This window comes from Aminobacter sp. DSM 101952, from assembly GCF_001424795.1.
GTDB lineage: Bacteria > Pseudomonadota > Alphaproteobacteria > Rhizobiales > Rhizobiaceae > Aminobacter > Aminobacter aganoensis.
Genome location: NZ_LMCL01000012.1, coordinates 81,905 through 97,632 on the forward strand (window position 1 = coordinate 81,905; position 15,728 = coordinate 97,632).

The window sequence follows — 15,728 nt, forward strand, 5'->3', positions numbered from 1 at the left end:
CGCCGCGGTTCCAGGGCCCTGGCGGCGCGAGGTCGATGATGCGGTCACTCATGTCGTCTCTGCTCCTGCTTGGCCGGATGGCGCTTCGCACGCCGTCCGGCGGGAACCTGTCGGGATGGCTGCTGCATCAGCCGGCGGCTTGCGGAGCGCTGCCGCCGGCGACCTCATGCGAATGGGGTTGGGTCGGATCGCCCAGCACGAGGATCGGAGACTGGCTCGGCACCCGTTCGTACAGGTCGATGATGTCCTGGTTCATCAGGCGGACGCAGCCGCTCGAAACCGCCTTGCCGACGGTCCAGTATTCCGGCGTTCCATGAACGCGATAGAGCGTGTCGACCTTGCCCTGGAACACGTAGAGCGCCCGCGACCCCAGCGGATTTGTCAGGCCGGGCGGCATGCCGCCCCTGTCGGCGCCCCACTGGGCGAGGTTCGGCTGGCGCGCGATCATCTCGTCGGGCGGCGTCCATTTCGGCCATTCCTGTTTCCAGCCGATGCGGCCCCTTCCCGCCCAGGTGAAGCCGGCCCGGCCGAGCCCGACGCCGTAGCGCATGGCCTTGCCGTCCGGCTGGACGAGGTAGAGGTAGAAATTGTCCGTGTCGACGACCAGCGTTCCGACCGGTTCCTCGGTGACGTAGTCGACCTGTTGCCGGTAGAACTTGCTCGGGACCTTGGTCAGGTCGATCGCAGCAATGGGAAACTTCTCGTTCGGCAGCGGGCCGTACAACGCCAGGGCATTGCTGTCGATGACCGGCGGTGCCTTCTTGACCGGCGCGACTGCGGCCGGCACGGCCGCTTGCTGGGTGCTGACGCAGCCGGACACGCCAAGCATGCCCAGCCCGGCTACGCCGACGAGAAAACGCCGGCGGTTCAATGCGGAGCCACCTCCTGGCACCGGCGCGGCGTCCGCGGCGTTCGTTTCAAAAGTGTACGTACTCATTGGCAGTCTCCTGGAACCATTTCCTGTATTTCGGGCGACACGCCGTCAGGGAGGTCGATGACGCGGTCGTTGATCACGTGCACGCAGCCGCTCGGCACCGAGCCACCGACCGGTGACGGTCCACGCGTGCGGGCGCTCATCATGTCGCGGTTGCCGCTGATGAGGCGCGCCGGCGCCTGGCGGGCTGGCGGCAAACGCCGGCCCGTGACGCCGATATGGCGGACGCGCTCGGGCCTGGCCCAGGCGCAAGAATTCTTCGGGAAGATCATCCGTCTCCTCATCGCAACTGATTTCGGACGGCCTCGCCGGTGCGAGGGCCGAACGGTCGGAAATCAGGCGGCGATGGGAGGCCGAAGGAGCGATACGTTCGCCACGCGATGCGGCATGGAATCTGGAAGCAGCTTCCGAAGCGTCGTGCGGATCGGCGTGGCAAGCTCGATACGCGCCTGCCACGCAGGGCAGTCGCCCAGGCAATGCGTGCTAGGTCCGCGTTCGTCGGAAGTCTCGCCGGCGCAGTGCTTCGGCGACGGCAGGCACGCGTCGTGCCCGGCGGCAGCTTCCGCCTGCGCGGTTATCCCCGGCAGTTCGCCAATGTTCATGCCTGTGGCCGCTGCCCGCTCTAAGGGCAGTCCGTAAAGCATGGTGACCAGCACCAGAACAATGGCCGAGACAAAGTTGCGCACGAGGCGCCAGCTAGCATGAAAATGGACAATTTTTGATATCGATGACATCACGAAAACGTCATCTATGGCCTTTTAAACTACCGTTTCTGAGAAAGATTCTCATCAGCATCACGGATCACCAGTTGTTCTTTCAGAACAACTATCCTGTCGCCAGAAGGTTTTTTGCAATGGCGGCGAACCAGGCATCGCGACGCAGGCGAACCGTCATGATCTGGCGCCCAGGCGGCCGGGCCACCCTGCCGGCACAGCGATGAAACGGCGACGCCGACGGCTAGTCCTCGCGGATGGCGTAGCCGGCGCCGCGAATGGTGCGGATCACGTCGGGCATGCGCCCGGTGTTGACCGCCTTGCGCAGGCGCCCGACATGCACGTCGACCGTGCGCTCGTCGATGTAGATCGTCTCGCCCCAGACATTGTCGAGCAGCTGGCTGCGCGAGAACACCCGCCCCGGATGCCGCATCATGAATTCGAGCAGGCGGAACTCGGTCGGCCCGAGCTTGATCTCGCTTTTCTTGCGGTAGACCCGGTGCGATTCACGGTCGAGCATGATGTCGCCGACCTTGAGGATGGACGACAGCACCTCGGGCTTCGCCCGGCGCAGCAGCGCCTTGACCCGTGCCATGAACTCCGGCGTCGAGAACGGCTTGACCAGATAGTCGTCGGCACCTGTCGACAGGCCGCGCACCCGGTCGCTCTCCTCGCCACGCGCCGTCAGCATGATGATCGGCAGCCGCTCGGTTTCCGGCCGCATCCTCAGCCTGCGGCACAGTTCGATGCCTGACAGCGCCGGCACCATCCAGTCGAGCACCAAAAGATCGGGCACGTTTTCCTGGAGACGGATTTCCGCCTCGTCGCCCCGGGTGACGACCTCGACCTGGTAACCTTCGGATTCGAGATTGTAGCGAAGCAGCACGCCCAGCGGCTCTTCGTCTTCAACGACCATGACCTTTGGAGCGATCATCGCCTGTACCTTGTCCTGGCGCACGGCCCTGTCGGGCCCGTGCGTTGATTTAAGCTATGCAGCGCCCCCGCGCCAAACGCATGCGGTTCGGAAGTCTTCAGGCCGACACGGCCGTCGTGGTCTCGTCGACCTTCGGGCGGTTGAGCGGCAACTGCGTGCCGGTGACCACGAAATAGGCGTTCTCGGCGACGTTGGTGACATGGTCGCCGATGCGCTCGAGGTTCTTGGCGCAGAACAGCAGATGCGTGCAGGCGGTGATGTTGCGCGGATCTTCCATCATGTAGGTCAGGAGTTCGCGAAACACTGCAGTGTACTGGATGTCGATCTTCTGGTCGTCGGCGCGCAGTTCCTTCAGGCCTTCGGCCTGGCGCGCGACATAGAGATCGACCACGCCGCGGACCTGGCCGAGCACCAGCTGCGCCATCGCGTCGATGGAGTGCGAAAGGTTGCGCGGCGTCGGCGACTGGCCGACGGCGCCGACACGCTTGGCGATGTTCTTGGCCAGGTCGCCGATGCGTTCGAGATCGCCGGCCATGCGGATGGCGCCGACCACGGCGCGAAGATCCTGCGCCATCGGCTGCCGCTTGGCGATCAGCGTGATCGCGCTGTTGTCGAGCTCGCGCTGCTTGGCATCCATGATCGTGTCGTCGGCGACGACGTTCTGCGCCAGCGCCTGGTCCGACGAAAGCAGCGCGCGGATCGCACCTGCCACCATTGCGCCGGCCAGGTCGCCCATGTCGCGGATGACCTGGTCGACATGTTTCAATTCTTCGTCGAAGGACCGGACTGTGTGCTCGCCCATGATGTGTTCCTCGTCTGGTGCTGGTCGGAGCTGCTATCGCTCAGCCGAAACGGCCGGTGATGTAGTCCTGCGTCCGCTTGTCGTCAGGGTTGGTGAACATCTTGTCCGTCGGCCCTTCCTCGACCAGGTAGCCGAGATGGAACATCGCCGTGCGCTGCGACACGCGTGCCGCCTGCTGCATCGAGTGCGTCACGATGACGATGGTGTAGTTCTCGCGCAGCTCGTCGATCAGCTCCTCCACCTTGGCGGTGGCGATCGGATCGAGCGCCGAGCACGGCTCGTCCATCAGGATCACCTCGGGCGCAACCGCGATGGCGCGGGCGATGCACAGGCGCTGCTGCTGGCCGCCCGAAAGACCGGTGCCCGGCTCGTTGAGACGGTCCTTGGCTTCGTTCCAAAGCGCTGCCTTCTGCAGGCTCTTCTCGACGATCTCGTCGAGCTCGGCCTTGTTCTTGGCGAGGCCGTGGATGCGCGGGCCGTAGGCGACGTTCTCGTAGATCGACTTGGGAAACGGATTCGGCTTCTGGAACACCATGCCGACGCGGGCGCGCAGCTCGACGACGTCGATCTTGGGATCGTAGATGTCTTCGCTGTCGAGGGTGATCTTGCCGCCGACACGCGCGCTGTCGATGGTGTCGTTCATGCGGTTGAGGCAGCGCAGGAAGGTCGACTTGCCGCAGCCCGAAGGGCCGATCAGCGCCGTCACCTGGTTCTGCCGGACATCGAGGTTGACGCCGAACAGCGCCTGCTTGTCGCCATAGTGAACGGTGACCTGGTCGCCACGCATCTTGATGGGTTCGTTGGGTCTGTTCATCTCGGCATTCACCGCGTCTTCGAGGGATTTCTCGGTCATGATGTTCATAGCAGGATGCTCCTTGTCCATGCCCTACCAGCGACGCTCGAAGCGGCGGCGGAGGACGATGGCGACGATGTTCATGGCCATCAGGAAGATCAGAAGGATGATGATTGCGCCCGACATGCGCTCGACGAAGGCACGCTCGGCCTCGTTCGCCCACATGTAGATCTGCACCGGCAGGGCCGTCGCCGGGTCGAAAGGCGTCTTGGGATAGTCGGCCACGAAGGCAACCATGCCGATCAAAAGCAGCGGCGCCGTCTCGCCGAGCGCACGCGCCAGGCCGATGATCGTGCCGGTCAGGATGCCGGGGGCGGCCAGCGGCAGGATGTGCTGGAACACCATCTGCATCTTCGACGCGCCGAGGCCGAGTGCTGCCGAGCGGATCGACGGCGGCACGGCGGCAAGGGCTGCGCGCGTCGCGATGATGATGGTCGGCAGCGTCATCAGCGTCAGCACCAGTCCGCCGACGAAGGAGGCCGAGCGCGGCAGGCCGAGGAAGTTGATGAACACGGCGAGGCCGAGCAGGCCGAAGACGATCGACGGCACGGCGGCCAGGTTGTTGATGTTGACCTCGATCAGGTCGGTGAAGCGGCTCTTCTTGGCGAATTCCTCGAGATAGATCGAGGCGGCGACGCCGATCGGCAGCGCCAGCAAAAGCACGATCACCATCATGTAGAACGAGCCGATCAGGGCAACGCCGACGCCCGAAGTCTCCGGCCGGCTCGACGCGCCGTAGCTGAACAGCCCGGTGTTGAAGTGCTCGGCCATCACGCCCTCGGCCTTGAGCTTGTTCATCCACTCGACCTGCTGATCCGACACCTTGCGGCGGCTTTCCGGCACGTTGAGGTCGATCTGGCCCTTGTAGGCCGAGTCGAGATTGGCCGCGGCCAGGATGTCCACGTTGCGCGTCGTGCCGATGACCGACGGATCGGCGGCGACGATGGCGCGCAGCTGGACGCGGGAGCCGTCCGACAGGAAGCCCTTGAGCTTGCGCACGGTGGCGCGGTCGCTCGGGTCGATACCGAGCTTTTCGATCAGCGCAGCCTCGGCCAGCTTGGGATAGTTCGCCGTGATCAGCACGTTTGGATCGGTCGCCCGCTTGTTCTCGGGATCGATGATCTTTTCGTCGAAATGGACCGCCAGCGTCACCGTCGTCTGCCAGAAGGCGGTGTAGCCCTTGGAGACGATCGTGGTCAGCATGACCGCCAGGAAGGCCAGGCCGACGGCGATCGCCAGCACGCCGTAGAGACGGAAGCGGCGTTCGGCGGCATAGCGCCTCTTGAGGCCGATGTCGCGGCGCGGACGAGCCGCGGGCGAAGCAAGCGTGTCGAGCGAGATATCGGTCATTCGTACTGCTCCCGGTACTTCCGGACGATGTAAAGCGCGACGATGTTCATCACCAGCGTCAGCGCGAAGAGCGTGATGCCGAGCGCGAAGGCGACAAGCGTCTGCGGCGTGTTGAACTCGAGGTCGCCGGTCAGCTGGTTGACGATCTTGACGGTGATGGTGGTCATCGCCTCGAACGGGTTGAGCGTCAGGTTCGCCGCCACGCCCGCCGCCAGCACCACGATCATCGTTTCGCCGATGGCCCGCGAGGCGGTCAGCAGGATGGCGCCGACGATGCCCGGCAGCGCGGCTGGGAGGATGACGCGCTTGATCGTTTCAGAGCGCGTGGCGCCGAGGCCGAGCGAGCCGTCGCGCATGGCGCGGGGCACGGCGGTGATGATGTCGTCGGAGAGCGAGGAGACGACCGGGATCAGCATGACGCCCATCACCAGGCCGGCGGTCAGGATCGACTGCGCCTGGATGAACGGTGTGCCGCCGGCGAGCGCCGCGCTGATGTCGCGCAGGAACGGCCCGAGCGTGACGAGCGCGAAGATACCGTAGACGATGGTCGGGATGCCGGCGAGCAGCTCGAGCGCCGGCTTGACCACGGCCCGCACCTTGGGTGCTGCGTATTCCGACATGTAGACCGCCGACATCAGGCCGATCGGCACGGCGACCAGCAGCGCCACGAAGGCGATGTAGAGCGTGCCGGCAAGCAGCGGGATCAGGCCGAACTGGCCCTCCGCGCCACCGGAACCGGCGGCTGCGAAGCGCGGGTCCCAGACCGTCCCGAAGAAGAAGTTGGTCAGCGGGATCTTCTCGAAGAACGCAATCGTCTGGAACAGCATCGACAGCACGATGCCGATCGTCGTCAAGATGGCCAGCGTCGAGGCGCCGAGCAGGCTCCACAGCATCACCTTCTCGACGTGGTTGCGTGCCCTGCCGCGCGGCGTGATGCGGCTGAGGCCGTAGACCGAACCGATCAGGACCAGCCCGATCGAAACGACAGCGACGATCATGTCGAGGCGATCGGAGACGCGGTTGGCGTCCGCGGCGATCGGGATCATGTAGTCCTGCGTGTCGGGCGCCAGCGCCACGCCCTTTGCGGCGAGCATCGGCTGCAATTCGGCGAAGGTCTGGGGCAACGCGGCAAGCGTCTGGCCGTCGAGCCGGCGCATGCCGCTGGCAAGGCTTTTGACCAGGCCCGCTGCGAGGTCTTCATGCGCCACCGTTCCGTCGGCGACATCGGCAGGCAGGGCGGCATGGATGTGGCTGTTCAGATAGGCGCTGGCGCCGATGTCCCACGCAGCCAGGAACAGGACGGCCGGGATGACGCCGGTCAGGAACGCCAACCAGCCATGGTAATGCGCCCGCGAGTGCGGCTTGACCGTTCCGTCGTCCTGCACGCGCGCCCTTTGCCGGCCGACCGCGAATGCGATCAGCCCGATTGCGAGTACGATGGCGAAGACGAGCAGGAAAGACATGGGCCGGCCTCGGTGAATTCGGTTCTCTGTGCCGAACGGGACAGTCGGCAAAATATTCCACGGGGCAGCGGATTTTTCCGCCGCCCCGTGGCAGTTCACAAATTACATGGTCTTGCCAGCGGTGAACGCGTCGCGCTGGGCAGCGCGTTCTGCGTCCGGAGCGGCAACCAGGCCGTAGTCGGCGAGCGGGCTTTCCGGGCCGACCATCTGGTCGTCGAGGAAGAACTCGACATATTCCTTCAGGCCCGGAATGACGCCGAGATGCGCCTTCTTGACGTAGAAGTACAGCGGACGCGACACCGGATATTCGCCCTTGGCGATGGTCTCGACCGAAGGCGTGATGCCGCCGACGGTGGCAACCTTCAGCTTGTCGGCGTTGTTCTCGTAGAAGGCCAGGCCGAACACGCCGACGCCGGTCTTGTTCGAGTCGATGCGGGCCAGCGTCTCGGAGTAGTCGCCATCGATGTCGACAGCCTTGCCGTCCTTGCGCACGGCCTTGCACGAAGCGTCAGCCGCCTTTTCGTCGAGGCCGGCAGCCTTGGCAGCTTCGACGCCGCCGAGTGCCTTGCAGCCGGCGATCAGCAGCTTCTCTTCGAAGACTTCGCGGGTGCCGTGCTTTTCGCCGGGGATGTAGGCGGCGATGTCCCAGTCGGGCAGGTTCGGGTTGACCTGGTTCCACTTGGTGTTCGGGTTCTCGACCAGCTTGCCGTCGACGACGATCTTGGCGGCCAGCGCCTTGTAGATGTCTTCAGCGGTCAGCGCCCAGTCCGGACCGTTGACGTCGGTCGCAAAGACGATGCCGTCATAGCCGATCTTGACTTCCTGGATGTCCTTGACGCCGGCGTCGATGCAGGACTGCACTTCGTCCTTCTTGATGGCGCGCGACGAGTTGGCGATGTCGATGGTGTTTTCGCCGACGCCCTTGCAGAATTCCTTGATGCCGGCGCCCGAACCGCCGGACTCGACCACCGGGGTCTTGAAGTTCGAGAAGGTTTCGCCGAACTGCTCGGCAACGATCTTGGCATAGGGCAGAACGGTCGAGGAACCGGCAACCTGGATCTGGTCGCGGGCCGAGGCGTAGCCTACCGAGGCGGCAATCGCGAAGGCAGCCGCCGACGCAGTGAGAAGAGCTTTTTTCATTGGGGCCTGCTCCTGTTGGAGGATCTCGTATGACGCCTTTCTTCGGCGCCCGGTGAGCCAATAACCCCCCTCTATTACAGTTGCATGACAGTTTCGTGTCACCCCTGTAACGGTCGCTGTGCAATGCCGCCAAGGCTTGGCTGACGCGGTCCTTTGCCGGCGCGAGGCAAACAACAGACCGGCGCCGAAAGCAAGCCGTCTACCCAACGGCAGGCCGCGCTTTGCCGCTTCGGGCTGTCACATTTCCACAGTCTTGAAAGTCGAGGCCTGGCGGATGCTGCAGATTCAGTTCAGGCCGGCATCACCTCGACACCTAGACGGCGCCGCGGCGCTCCTCGTCGCGCCACGACCAACGCTCGATCTTTTCGAGCAGCGCACGCGGGCTGATCGGCTTGGGCAGGTAGTCGTCCATGCCGGCTTCCAGGCAGCGTTCCTTGTCGCCCTTCAGCGCATGTGCGGTCACGCCGATGATCGGCACGCGCGTGCCCGTTCCGCGTTCGAGCTTGCGGATCTCGCTCGTCGCCTCGAGCCCGTTCATCTCGGGCATCGACACGTCCATGAGGATCATCCGCGGACGGCGTTCGCCGAAAGCCGTCACCGCGCGCCGGCCGTTGCCGACGATCTCGAACGACAGCTCGGTCTCGGCCAGGATCTGGCTGAACACCATCTGGTTCACTTCGTTGTCCTCGGCGACGAGTATGTCGAGCCCGCCCTCGCCGGCCGGCCGCTGCCCGCCGCGCAGGCGCGTCACACTGGCCGCCTGGCCGTTGGCGTCCCTGGCCGGCATCTGCGCATCGGCCACCTGCACCGGCGTCAGGTTCGGCGCCCGGCGACGCTGGATGCTGCCGACAAGCGCCTCGAGCAGCGCCGACGATCGCGCCGGCTTGATCAGTTGCGCATCGATGGCGAGGTCGCGGTGGGCAGGCCCCGACAACGACTGGTCGACCGAGGTCAGCATGACGATCGGCGTGTCGCTGAGGCCGGGCGTATGGCGCACGATGCGTGCCATCTCCGCGCCGGTCATGCCAGGCATCTGGTAGTCGAGCACGATGCAGTCGACGTTGACGCCCATCGCCTGCGCCGCGGTCAGCACGCGCAAGCCCTCGTCGCCGCTGCGCGCCGCGCAGGAATCGAAGCCCCACGACACCATCTGCTCGGTCAGGATCGTCCGGTTGACGGCGTTGTCGTCGACGATCATCACGCGCGCGCCGGTCACGTCGATCAGCGCCGCCGGCCGGCTTTCCAGCCGCCCGGCATCGGGCAGCGTCAGCGTGAACCAGAATGTCGAGCCCGCGCCTTCGGCGCTGTCGACGCCGATCTCGCCGCCCATCATGTCGACGAGCCGCGACGTGATGGCGAGGCCAAGCCCGGTGCCTTCATGCCGGCGCGTCGAGGACGCATCGACCTGGCTGAACTTCTCGAACACCAGCTTGAGCTTGGCCTCGGGAATGCCGATGCCGGTGTCGGTCACGGCGATATGCAGCTTCGTCGCGTCGCCTTCGCTGCGGCCGGTGACGTCGACCAGCACATGGCCGGAATCGGTGAACTTGACGGCATTGCCGAGAAGGTTGGTGATGATCTGCCTGATGCGCCCGACATCGCCGACATAGAGATGCCGGAGGTCGGGCTGCAGCCGCACGATCAGTTCGAGGTCCTTCTCCTTGGCCCGCGTCGACATCAGCGTCGCGACGTCCTCGATGGCCTCGGCCAGGTTGAACGGGATCGGGTCGAGCACCAGTTGCCCGGCGTCGATCTTCGAGAAGTCGAGGATGTCGTTGATGATCGTCAGCAGCGCATTGCCCGACTTGACGATGATGTCGGTGAACGTCTTCTGCTTCGGATCGAGATCGGACTTCGCCAGCAGCTCCGCCATGCCGAGCACGCCGTTCATCGGCGTGCGGATCTCGTGGCTCATATTGGCCAGGAACTCCGACTTGGCCCGGTCGGCCAGCACGGCGCGGCGCTGCGCTTCCTCGAGCTCGGCTTCGCGCTGCTTGAGTTCGGTGATGTTGGTGGTCGAGCCTATCAGGTAGAGCGAGCCGTCCGACGCCACCATCGCGCTCTTGCGGGCAAACTGGTGGCGGGTCGAACCATCGGTATCCGTCGCCGTCTCCTCGACCTCCACCGTCGCGCCGCTGCGCATCACTTCGCGGTCGGCCTCCATGAAGGGTTCGCCTTCGGGACCGAAGATCTCGGCGTCGGTCTTGCCGATCGCCTCCTGTTTCGAAAAGCCGGTCAGCTCGCACCAGCCCTGGTTGACATACATCAGCCTGAGGTCGTCGTGCTTGGCGTAGATCGACACCGGCACATTGTCGATCAGGCTGCGGAAAACCTCGTTCTCGCGCATGCTCTCCTGCAGCTCGCGCTCGCGCTGCTTGAGTTCGGTGATGTCGACGCGCACGCCGATGAAGGTGCCGTCGGCGAGGCGCTGGTCGAACACCTGGTACCAGCGCCCGTCCGGATTGCGCCGCTCGCGCTCGGCATGGCTGGTGTGATAGCGGCCGATCATGCCTTCGATCCAGGCTTCCGGATCGGCATCGTACAACGCGTCGAGCTCGGGCTCGCCGGTATCGCGGTAGTAGCCCGCGCGCTGCGCCAGCACCAGGCTGTCGCGCAGCGTTCTGCCCTCGGCCATGGCCTCGCCGATGGCCGGCAATGCGCTCTTGAGCTTGCGGTTGGCAAGCACGAACCGGTCGTCGCGGTCGTAGATGACGACGCCGGCGGGCAAGGATTCCAGCACCTCGGCGAGCCGGTGGCGTGCCTCGACGGCCTCGACCTCGCGGCGTTTCATCTCGCTGACGTCATAATAGGAGACGAGCCGCTTGCCGCCCGAAAGGGCCGTCACCGAATAGATGATGGTGCGCCCGTCGGCGCGGCGGAACTCGCGAGGCGCGACATCGCCGGCCAGGATCTCGTCCTGCCGCGCGGCAACGTAGGTTTCCCATTCGGCGTCGGCGATGGCATAAACGCCGTTGTGGCGGTTGACGTCCATCAGCGCGCGGAACGGGCAGCCGGCGGCGACCTGTTCGGCGGTCACGTTCCAGATGCCGTAGAAGGCCTTGTTGATGAACTGCACGCTGAGCGCGGCGTCGACGAGCACCACGCCCATGTTCATCGAATCGATGGTGCGCTCGAGATCTGCATAGGGCAGGTCCTCGACGGGCCGCGCATTTCCGGTTCTCATCGGCCGCGCCACGCCATCGGTCGGCTCGCTGGCCGGATCGCTGGCGTCCGACCCAAGATTTTTCCGCATCCGTCAGTCCTGCATGCAAGGGCGATGCTGCTCCCCCGCAGCTCGCCGCAATTAACCTTGCAGCAGAAGCATTAACGATCGACTAACCTTAATTCGCATGCCCTGGCGGATATCTAGTCGTCGTTGGCGGCGTTGAGTTCTTCCGGCCGCATGCCGCCATTGGGATCGGTCAGGCCGAGCGACGCGGCTAGGATCAGCCGGCGCGACTTGAGCAGCGGCGACAGTGCCGCCTGCACGTCGGGCATGCGCGGGTTGCGCTCATGCGTCGCGACCGCCGATTCGTCGGCATAAAGCTCGTTGACCATCACCTTGTTGGGGATCGGCGTGCCGTCGCGCTCGACCGGCTTGATCACCTCGAAGCGCAGGCACCCCACCTCTTCCTGCAACGTGGCGCGCGCATGTTCCGAGATCAGGTCGAGAAACTGTTCCTCCGCTCCGTCCACGGTCTCGAACTCGACGATGATGGTCATTTCAGCCAAGGGTTCATGCCTTCTTCTCGAGGTCCGGCTTCGTCCGCCGGAACGATGCCCACAGGCTAACGCATCGGCCCGCAAAGCGGAATCGATTTCGGCATCGACGATGCCGGTCGCGATGACCGATGACATGCCGCCAACGGCGGGCCGGAAGGGCAGGAGTTTCAGGCTTGCGACGCACCGGCGGGCAGAAGGGTTGTGCAGCCCGCCGGGCGTTGCCGAAGACGCGCACTCGATACACTGCGCATGGGGAAGGTGCGGGCGCGATGGTGAACGATTTGTGAATGCTGCCGTTCAACGACGATGACAGGCTGTAACGAAAGGGGTCCTTCGCGGAACCATTCGCCCGGTTCCGAGTTCAGTTCAGGCACACCGAGCGTGGCCTTTTCCTTTCAGCCACGCTCCGAAAGGGCCCACCGCTCCCTCTGCGGTGGGCTCCTTTCGTGGTTGAAACCCGCCCCGGGCCTGCAATCTCGGTGCAACCCAGGGTGACTCGACAGGATGCAGGTTGTGGCGCAGAGTTCCTGCCCCTGAATGAAATGCGGTAGCATGCAACCTTTGCCTCAAGGAGGCATTTCGATGCAGTCGCCTGCGGCAGACACTTCCACGATACGCCTCGATGCCGGTCTCGGCTCCCACACGTTATGCGTGGGCGTCGGAGATAGATCGCGCGATTGGCGCATCGTTCGCGCTCGGCTTGACTGACCGCGACAGCAAGCAGGCAACAAACCAGCAGCAAGCATAAGTCAAAAGAACAAGCACCATATGGGAGAAGACTATGGAGCACGTACTTTTCACACAGCCTAACTCCCCGATCTACCCCAAGGATCTCGCCCTTCTTCAGCAGGTGTTCGACCAGATTTGCGTCGAGCGCGGCGAAGACCCGAGCTCCATCTGGGCAAGCGAAATAGCGAGGACACTCCTCAAGCTTTACAGAAGCGGCGTGCGCGACGAGGATCTGCTGCTGGCAAGCATACCGCGGTTCCGGACAAGAAACGCTGCCTGACCCCAGGCGCGTCATCGCTGGGCACCTGGTCCCGAAAGCGGCCACCGCTTTCGGGAGACGGTGAGTGTAGCCCCGGCACGGCTCCCCGACATCATCCGTCCTGCAATCCGGCGCTTCGGCGTCCGGAGCGTGCGGGCCGACGCATTCTCCCCGACGCATTTCGTGATCGGGCACGGTGTCGATCGCCCCATTGATCCTGCGCCGTTCCGCGCAGACAATGCCGCTCGGCATGTCCATGAAGCCAGGACGCATGACGCAACGTCTCGCCACGCTCGTCGCCGCGGTCGTCGTCGCCCTCGCCGCATCGCCGGCGGCCCGGGCAGAGGCCATGCGTGGGCGAAACCTGCTCGGCGACACGCACCAGCACGGCATGGCAGCGCTATACGCGCGCTGGCCGGCGATTGCCGCCGACTATGCCACCGCGATGATGCGCTACCGCGGTGCCGCCGCGCATGAGGACCTGCCGCCCAGCGTCTATCCCTTCATCCTGTTCGCCCGCCCGCCGCTTGGCGGGCCCTGGACATGGACGGCCCCGAACGGTTCGCACGCCCGCCGCCTGCGCGACGGCGCCTTGCGCATCGGCCTGACCGACCGGCTCGGCAACTGGTTCGTCGAGATCCTGTGCACGGATGCGGGCTGGCCGGTCTATTCCTGCAGCGATGGCGTCGAGCGCGTCGCCGAGGCGCCCGAGCCGCGATTGCTCGTCATCGACGGCGTCGAGTTTTCCCGCCTCCTGCCGCCACAGGACGATCCGCCAGTGGAGGAGAACCCCTAGAATTTGAACCTGCCGCCGGAGCGGCAGGTTCGGCGGTCCGGTTTCAGTGCGTGTAGAAATAGCCCGCCGCCAGCACGACGGCGACAAGCAGGCCCAGCACGATCCAGCCGCGCAGGGCCTCCTTGCTTCCGGCGGAATCGGCGGCGTTGGCGGCTGGTGTCTTGTTTTCGTTCATTGGATTTCCCTTTTCGGGCGAAGTTTGCATGCAGCGATGCCGACGCCGACCCGGTCGACCGGGAGCGTCTGGACGTCACTGCGGAGAATTGGCGAAAGGTCGTCAGGCGCCTTGCGGCGGCGCCCGTGCCGAAAACGCTGCAAACTTCTCTGTCGGCTCGGCCGTATCGAGGCGCCGGCTCGAAACCAGGCGCTGCTGCTCCGGTTGCCGAAGCCGGATGCCGGCCTCGAACAGCGCCTTGCCGGCACCGCCGGAGGACTTGCCGGACTGTACCGGATCGGAACTGCGCAGGGCGCTCTGGCCGCGATCGTAGCTCGACAGCGACAGCACCACATTGCCGTCGCGGACGACGGCCTGCTTGCCCGCCCGGTCCAGGGTCGGCACAGGCGACGCACCGAAGCTCGAAGGCAACAACAGCAACGCCCATGTCAGCACGAGCACCATCAGCCGCATCAGCACGGAGGTCTCCCCGCGATGCGCTTCCGAAGGCTGCTGGTGGTCGAACGGCGTTAGGATGGCGTCTGCCCCGTTGCGCGCCCCTTTTCGCATTTCGGGTCGCCCGGTTCAACCATTTGCCTGCGGCCAGGTTTCCGGCTGTAATCCGCAAACGCAATCGAAGTGCCCGTCGTCAGCCGAAGGCGGGACGGGGAGACCGGAAAAACTGATGGCCAAGACCGATTTCAAGTCCGTCGACGAATACATCGCGGCACAGCCGCAAGCCGTCCAGCCTATCCTCGAACGCCTGCGCAAGATCATCCGCGATGCCTTGCCCGGCGCCGAAGAAGTCATTTCCTACCAGATTCCTGCCTACAAGCTGGACGGCGGCCATCTACTTCTCCGGCTGGAAGGAGCACTATTCGCTCTACCCGGTCACCGAGCGTCTCGTCGCAAGGCTCGGAGCCGAGGTCGCCCCCTATGTCGCCGGCAAGGGCACGCTGCGCTTTTCGCTCTCCGAACCGATACCGGCAAAGCTGATCGAGCGGATCGCCCTGCTGCGCGCCGAGGAAGAGGCCGACGCCCGCAAGGCCAAGGCGGCGGCCAGCCACAAGGCGCGCGGCTGACGTCGTCTGGAATGTGCCGTGCGCCCAGACCGTCAGGGCCAGGGCCGTCACGGAACGTCGTCGCTCGCCACCGAGCCGCCTTCGCCTTCCAGCGCCGACAGCCGCCTGGTCACCGACCTGCTGAATTTCAACCGCACGCCGGCGCCGTTCGCGCCTTCTTCGGCGATGAAGGTCGCGCCGAGGCTTTCCAGCGCTGCCTGCAGCGCCAGCACGGTGTCCTCGTCCGGCGTCGAGATCTTGCGTTCGAACGCCTCGATGACCTGCTCGTCGACGTTCGATGCCTGCGCCAGTTTCGATCGGGTGATCTCCACGATCGCACGGGCTGCCTTGCAGATCGGTCCGGTCATCATGTCCTGCGCCTCCTGGTCAAATCCGGCAAAATCCATTGTCGCCCAGCCATTTAGGCAAATAGCGGCGCATACCGAAAGGGGGTGCGACGTTGTTGTCGGCCTGGGCCCCGTTTGGCGCGTTTGGCAGCAGAAAACGCGGCGACGTTGATCGCTGGCGCGGTTTGGAGGATAGTCACCGGAGCGTGCATGGAGCCTCGGGCCAATGCGTACACCGGTTGCCAACCAGATCAGCAAGCGCAAGGCCGTGGCCGATGCGCTGAGCCGGCAGAAGGTTTTCGTCAGTTCCAGGCGGTTCCGCGGCGACGGGCAGCCCATCTCCCGCGTGCTGGTCTCCGGCCGCTATTACGACGTCAGCGACCAGTTGCTCGACAGGCTGCAGCATGGCGCGACGCCGGGCGAGCTCGAACTGGAGCCTGCGTCCGACGACGCAGCCGGCCTGCAATAGG

At 65.0% G+C, this 15,728-nt stretch carries 18 protein-coding genes; 4 read left to right on the forward strand and 14 right to left on the reverse strand.

Annotation, left to right across the window (positions count from 1 at the left end; translation table 11 throughout):
- Positions 1 to 127 precede the first annotated feature (127 nt).
- The 11 genes from ASC75_RS10440 to ASC75_RS10490 form a co-directional block, all read right to left on the reverse strand.
- Positions 128 to 937, reverse strand: coding sequence for a L,D-transpeptidase (locus tag ASC75_RS10440; RefSeq protein ID WP_055974198.1), 810 nt, complete (start codon positions 935 to 937; stop codon positions 128 to 130).
- Complete coding sequence (locus tag ASC75_RS10445; RefSeq protein WP_055974201.1) at positions 934 to 1,206, reverse strand: hypothetical protein; 273 nt, start codon at positions 1,204 to 1,206, stop codon at positions 934 to 936. The genes ASC75_RS10440 and ASC75_RS10445 overlap by 4 nt, the downstream gene beginning before the upstream one ends.
- Before the next feature lie 63 nt (positions 1,207 to 1,269).
- Positions 1,270 to 1,668, reverse strand: coding sequence for a hypothetical protein (locus tag ASC75_RS10450; RefSeq protein WP_156381195.1), 399 nt, complete (start codon positions 1,666 to 1,668; stop codon positions 1,270 to 1,272).
- Positions 1,669 to 1,891: 223 nt separating this feature from the next.
- Positions 1,892 to 2,581 carry a phosphate regulon transcriptional regulator PhoB gene (phoB, locus tag ASC75_RS10455; protein ID WP_055975374.1) on the reverse strand — a complete coding sequence of 230 codons (690 nt, stop codon included), beginning with the start codon at positions 2,579 to 2,581 and terminating at the stop codon, positions 1,892 to 1,894.
- 97 nt (positions 2,582 to 2,678) lie between these two features.
- Positions 2,679 to 3,383 (reverse strand): phosphate signaling complex protein PhoU, encoded by a 705-nt coding sequence (gene phoU / locus ASC75_RS10460; protein ID WP_055974209.1) that lies wholly within the window; start codon positions 3,381 to 3,383, stop codon positions 2,679 to 2,681.
- Positions 3,384 to 3,423: 40 nt separating this feature from the next.
- Complete coding sequence (gene pstB, locus ASC75_RS10465; RefSeq protein WP_055975377.1) at positions 3,424 to 4,245, reverse strand: phosphate ABC transporter ATP-binding protein PstB; 822 nt, start codon at positions 4,243 to 4,245, stop codon at positions 3,424 to 3,426.
- Between the two features lie 24 nt (positions 4,246 to 4,269).
- Complete coding sequence (gene pstA, locus ASC75_RS10470; protein WP_055974212.1) at positions 4,270 to 5,586, reverse strand: phosphate ABC transporter permease PstA; 1,317 nt, start codon at positions 5,584 to 5,586, stop codon at positions 4,270 to 4,272.
- Positions 5,583 to 7,049 carry a phosphate ABC transporter permease subunit PstC gene (pstC, locus tag ASC75_RS10475; protein WP_055974215.1) on the reverse strand — a complete coding sequence of 489 codons (1,467 nt, stop codon included), beginning with the start codon at positions 7,047 to 7,049 and terminating at the stop codon, positions 5,583 to 5,585. Before pstC ends, pstA begins: the two co-directional genes overlap by 4 nt.
- A 102-nt stretch (positions 7,050 to 7,151) precedes the next feature.
- Complete coding sequence (locus ASC75_RS10480; protein WP_055974217.1) at positions 7,152 to 8,189, reverse strand: substrate-binding domain-containing protein; 1,038 nt, start codon at positions 8,187 to 8,189, stop codon at positions 7,152 to 7,154.
- A gap of 313 nt (positions 8,190 to 8,502) precedes the next feature.
- On the reverse strand, positions 8,503 to 11,442 hold the full coding sequence (locus tag ASC75_RS10485) for a response regulator (RefSeq protein ID WP_082496511.1): 2,940 nt from the start codon (positions 11,440 to 11,442) through the stop codon (positions 8,503 to 8,505).
- 113 nt (positions 11,443 to 11,555) lie between these two features.
- Positions 11,556 to 11,912 carry a putative quinol monooxygenase gene (locus tag ASC75_RS10490; protein ID WP_055974221.1) on the reverse strand — a complete coding sequence of 119 codons (357 nt, stop codon included), beginning with the start codon at positions 11,910 to 11,912 and terminating at the stop codon, positions 11,556 to 11,558.
- A gap of 781 nt (positions 11,913 to 12,693) precedes the next feature.
- Between ASC75_RS10490 and ASC75_RS10495 the strand changes: the two genes are divergently transcribed.
- Both ASC75_RS10495 and ASC75_RS10500 read left to right on the forward strand, forming a co-directional pair.
- On the forward strand, positions 12,694 to 12,921 hold the full coding sequence (locus tag ASC75_RS10495; protein ID WP_055974224.1) for a hypothetical protein: 228 nt from the start codon (positions 12,694 to 12,696) through the stop codon (positions 12,919 to 12,921).
- A 250-nt stretch (positions 12,922 to 13,171) separates the two neighbouring features.
- Positions 13,172 to 13,696 (forward strand): hypothetical protein, encoded by a 525-nt coding sequence (locus ASC75_RS10500; RefSeq protein WP_156381196.1) that lies wholly within the window; start codon positions 13,172 to 13,174, stop codon positions 13,694 to 13,696.
- A gap of 43 nt (positions 13,697 to 13,739) precedes the next feature.
- Here ASC75_RS10500 and ASC75_RS26875 read toward each other — a convergent pair whose 3' ends face one another.
- Positions 13,740 to 13,871 carry a hypothetical protein gene (locus tag ASC75_RS26875; RefSeq protein ID WP_280137946.1) on the reverse strand — a complete coding sequence of 44 codons (132 nt, stop codon included), beginning with the start codon at positions 13,869 to 13,871 and terminating at the stop codon, positions 13,740 to 13,742.
- A 102-nt stretch (positions 13,872 to 13,973) separates the two neighbouring features.
- Positions 13,974 to 14,420 carry a hypothetical protein gene (locus tag ASC75_RS10505; RefSeq protein ID WP_055974232.1) on the reverse strand — a complete coding sequence of 149 codons (447 nt, stop codon included), beginning with the start codon at positions 14,418 to 14,420 and terminating at the stop codon, positions 13,974 to 13,976.
- Between the two features lie 212 nt (positions 14,421 to 14,632).
- Between ASC75_RS10505 and ASC75_RS26725 the strand changes: the two genes are divergently transcribed.
- Positions 14,633 to 14,932, forward strand: coding sequence for a DUF1801 domain-containing protein (locus ASC75_RS26725; protein ID WP_244487809.1), 300 nt, complete (start codon positions 14,633 to 14,635; stop codon positions 14,930 to 14,932).
- Between the two features lie 47 nt (positions 14,933 to 14,979).
- Here the strand turns inward: ASC75_RS26725 and ASC75_RS10515 are convergent, their stop codons facing one another.
- Complete coding sequence (locus tag ASC75_RS10515; protein WP_055975384.1) at positions 14,980 to 15,282, reverse strand: helix-turn-helix transcriptional regulator; 303 nt, start codon at positions 15,280 to 15,282, stop codon at positions 14,980 to 14,982.
- A gap of 202 nt (positions 15,283 to 15,484) precedes the next feature.
- Here ASC75_RS10515 and ASC75_RS10520 point away from each other — a divergent pair, with 202 nt between their 5' ends.
- The gene (locus tag ASC75_RS10520; protein WP_055974235.1) at positions 15,485 to 15,727 is read left to right on the forward strand and encodes a hypothetical protein; all 243 of its coding nucleotides are present in this window, start codon (positions 15,485 to 15,487) and stop codon (positions 15,725 to 15,727) included.
- The last annotated feature ends 1 nt before the right edge of the window (position 15,728 follow it).

Excerpts from the sequence above, each read along its gene's own strand:
- ASC75_RS10440 (WP_055974198.1), bottom strand. The coding sequence starts at position 937 with ATGAGTACGTACACTTTTGAAACGAACGCCGCGGACGCCGCGCCGGTG.
- ASC75_RS10445 (WP_055974201.1), bottom strand. The coding sequence starts at position 1,206 with ATGATCTTCCCGAAGAATTCTTGCGCCTGGGCCAGGCCCGAGCGCGTC.
- ASC75_RS10450 (WP_156381195.1), bottom strand. The coding sequence starts at position 1,668 with ATGTCATCGATATCAAAAATTGTCCATTTTCATGCTAGCTGGCGCCTC.
- phoB (WP_055975374.1), bottom strand. The coding sequence starts at position 2,581 with ATGATCGCTCCAAAGGTCATGGTCGTTGAAGACGAAGAGCCGCTGGGC.
- phoU (WP_055974209.1), bottom strand. The coding sequence starts at position 3,383 with ATGGGCGAGCACACAGTCCGGTCCTTCGACGAAGAATTGAAACATGTC.
- pstB (WP_055975377.1), bottom strand. The coding sequence starts at position 4,245 with ATGAACATCATGACCGAGAAATCCCTCGAAGACGCGGTGAATGCCGAG.
- pstA (WP_055974212.1), bottom strand. The coding sequence starts at position 5,586 with ATGACCGATATCTCGCTCGACACGCTTGCTTCGCCCGCGGCTCGTCCG.
- pstC (WP_055974215.1), bottom strand. The coding sequence starts at position 7,049 with ATGTCTTTCCTGCTCGTCTTCGCCATCGTACTCGCAATCGGGCTGATC.
- ASC75_RS10480 (WP_055974217.1), bottom strand. The coding sequence starts at position 8,189 with ATGAAAAAAGCTCTTCTCACTGCGTCGGCGGCTGCCTTCGCGATTGCC.
- ASC75_RS10485 (WP_082496511.1), bottom strand. The coding sequence starts at position 11,442 with ATGCGGAAAAATCTTGGGTCGGACGCCAGCGATCCGGCCAGCGAGCCG.
- ASC75_RS10490 (WP_055974221.1), bottom strand. The coding sequence starts at position 11,912 with ATGACCATCATCGTCGAGTTCGAGACCGTGGACGGAGCGGAGGAACAG.
- ASC75_RS10495 (WP_055974224.1), top strand. The coding sequence starts at position 12,694 with ATGGAGCACGTACTTTTCACACAGCCTAACTCCCCGATCTACCCCAAG.
- ASC75_RS10500 (WP_156381196.1), top strand. The coding sequence starts at position 13,172 with ATGACGCAACGTCTCGCCACGCTCGTCGCCGCGGTCGTCGTCGCCCTC.
- ASC75_RS26875 (WP_280137946.1), bottom strand. The coding sequence starts at position 13,871 with ATGAACGAAAACAAGACACCAGCCGCCAACGCCGCCGATTCCGCCGGA.
- ASC75_RS10505 (WP_055974232.1), bottom strand. The coding sequence starts at position 14,420 with ATGCGAAAAGGGGCGCGCAACGGGGCAGACGCCATCCTAACGCCGTTC.
- ASC75_RS26725 (WP_244487809.1), top strand. The coding sequence starts at position 14,633 with ATGCCTTGCCCGGCGCCGAAGAAGTCATTTCCTACCAGATTCCTGCCT.
- ASC75_RS10515 (WP_055975384.1), bottom strand. The coding sequence starts at position 15,282 with ATGATGACCGGACCGATCTGCAAGGCAGCCCGTGCGATCGTGGAGATC.
- ASC75_RS10520 (WP_055974235.1), top strand. The coding sequence starts at position 15,485 with ATGCGTACACCGGTTGCCAACCAGATCAGCAAGCGCAAGGCCGTGGCC.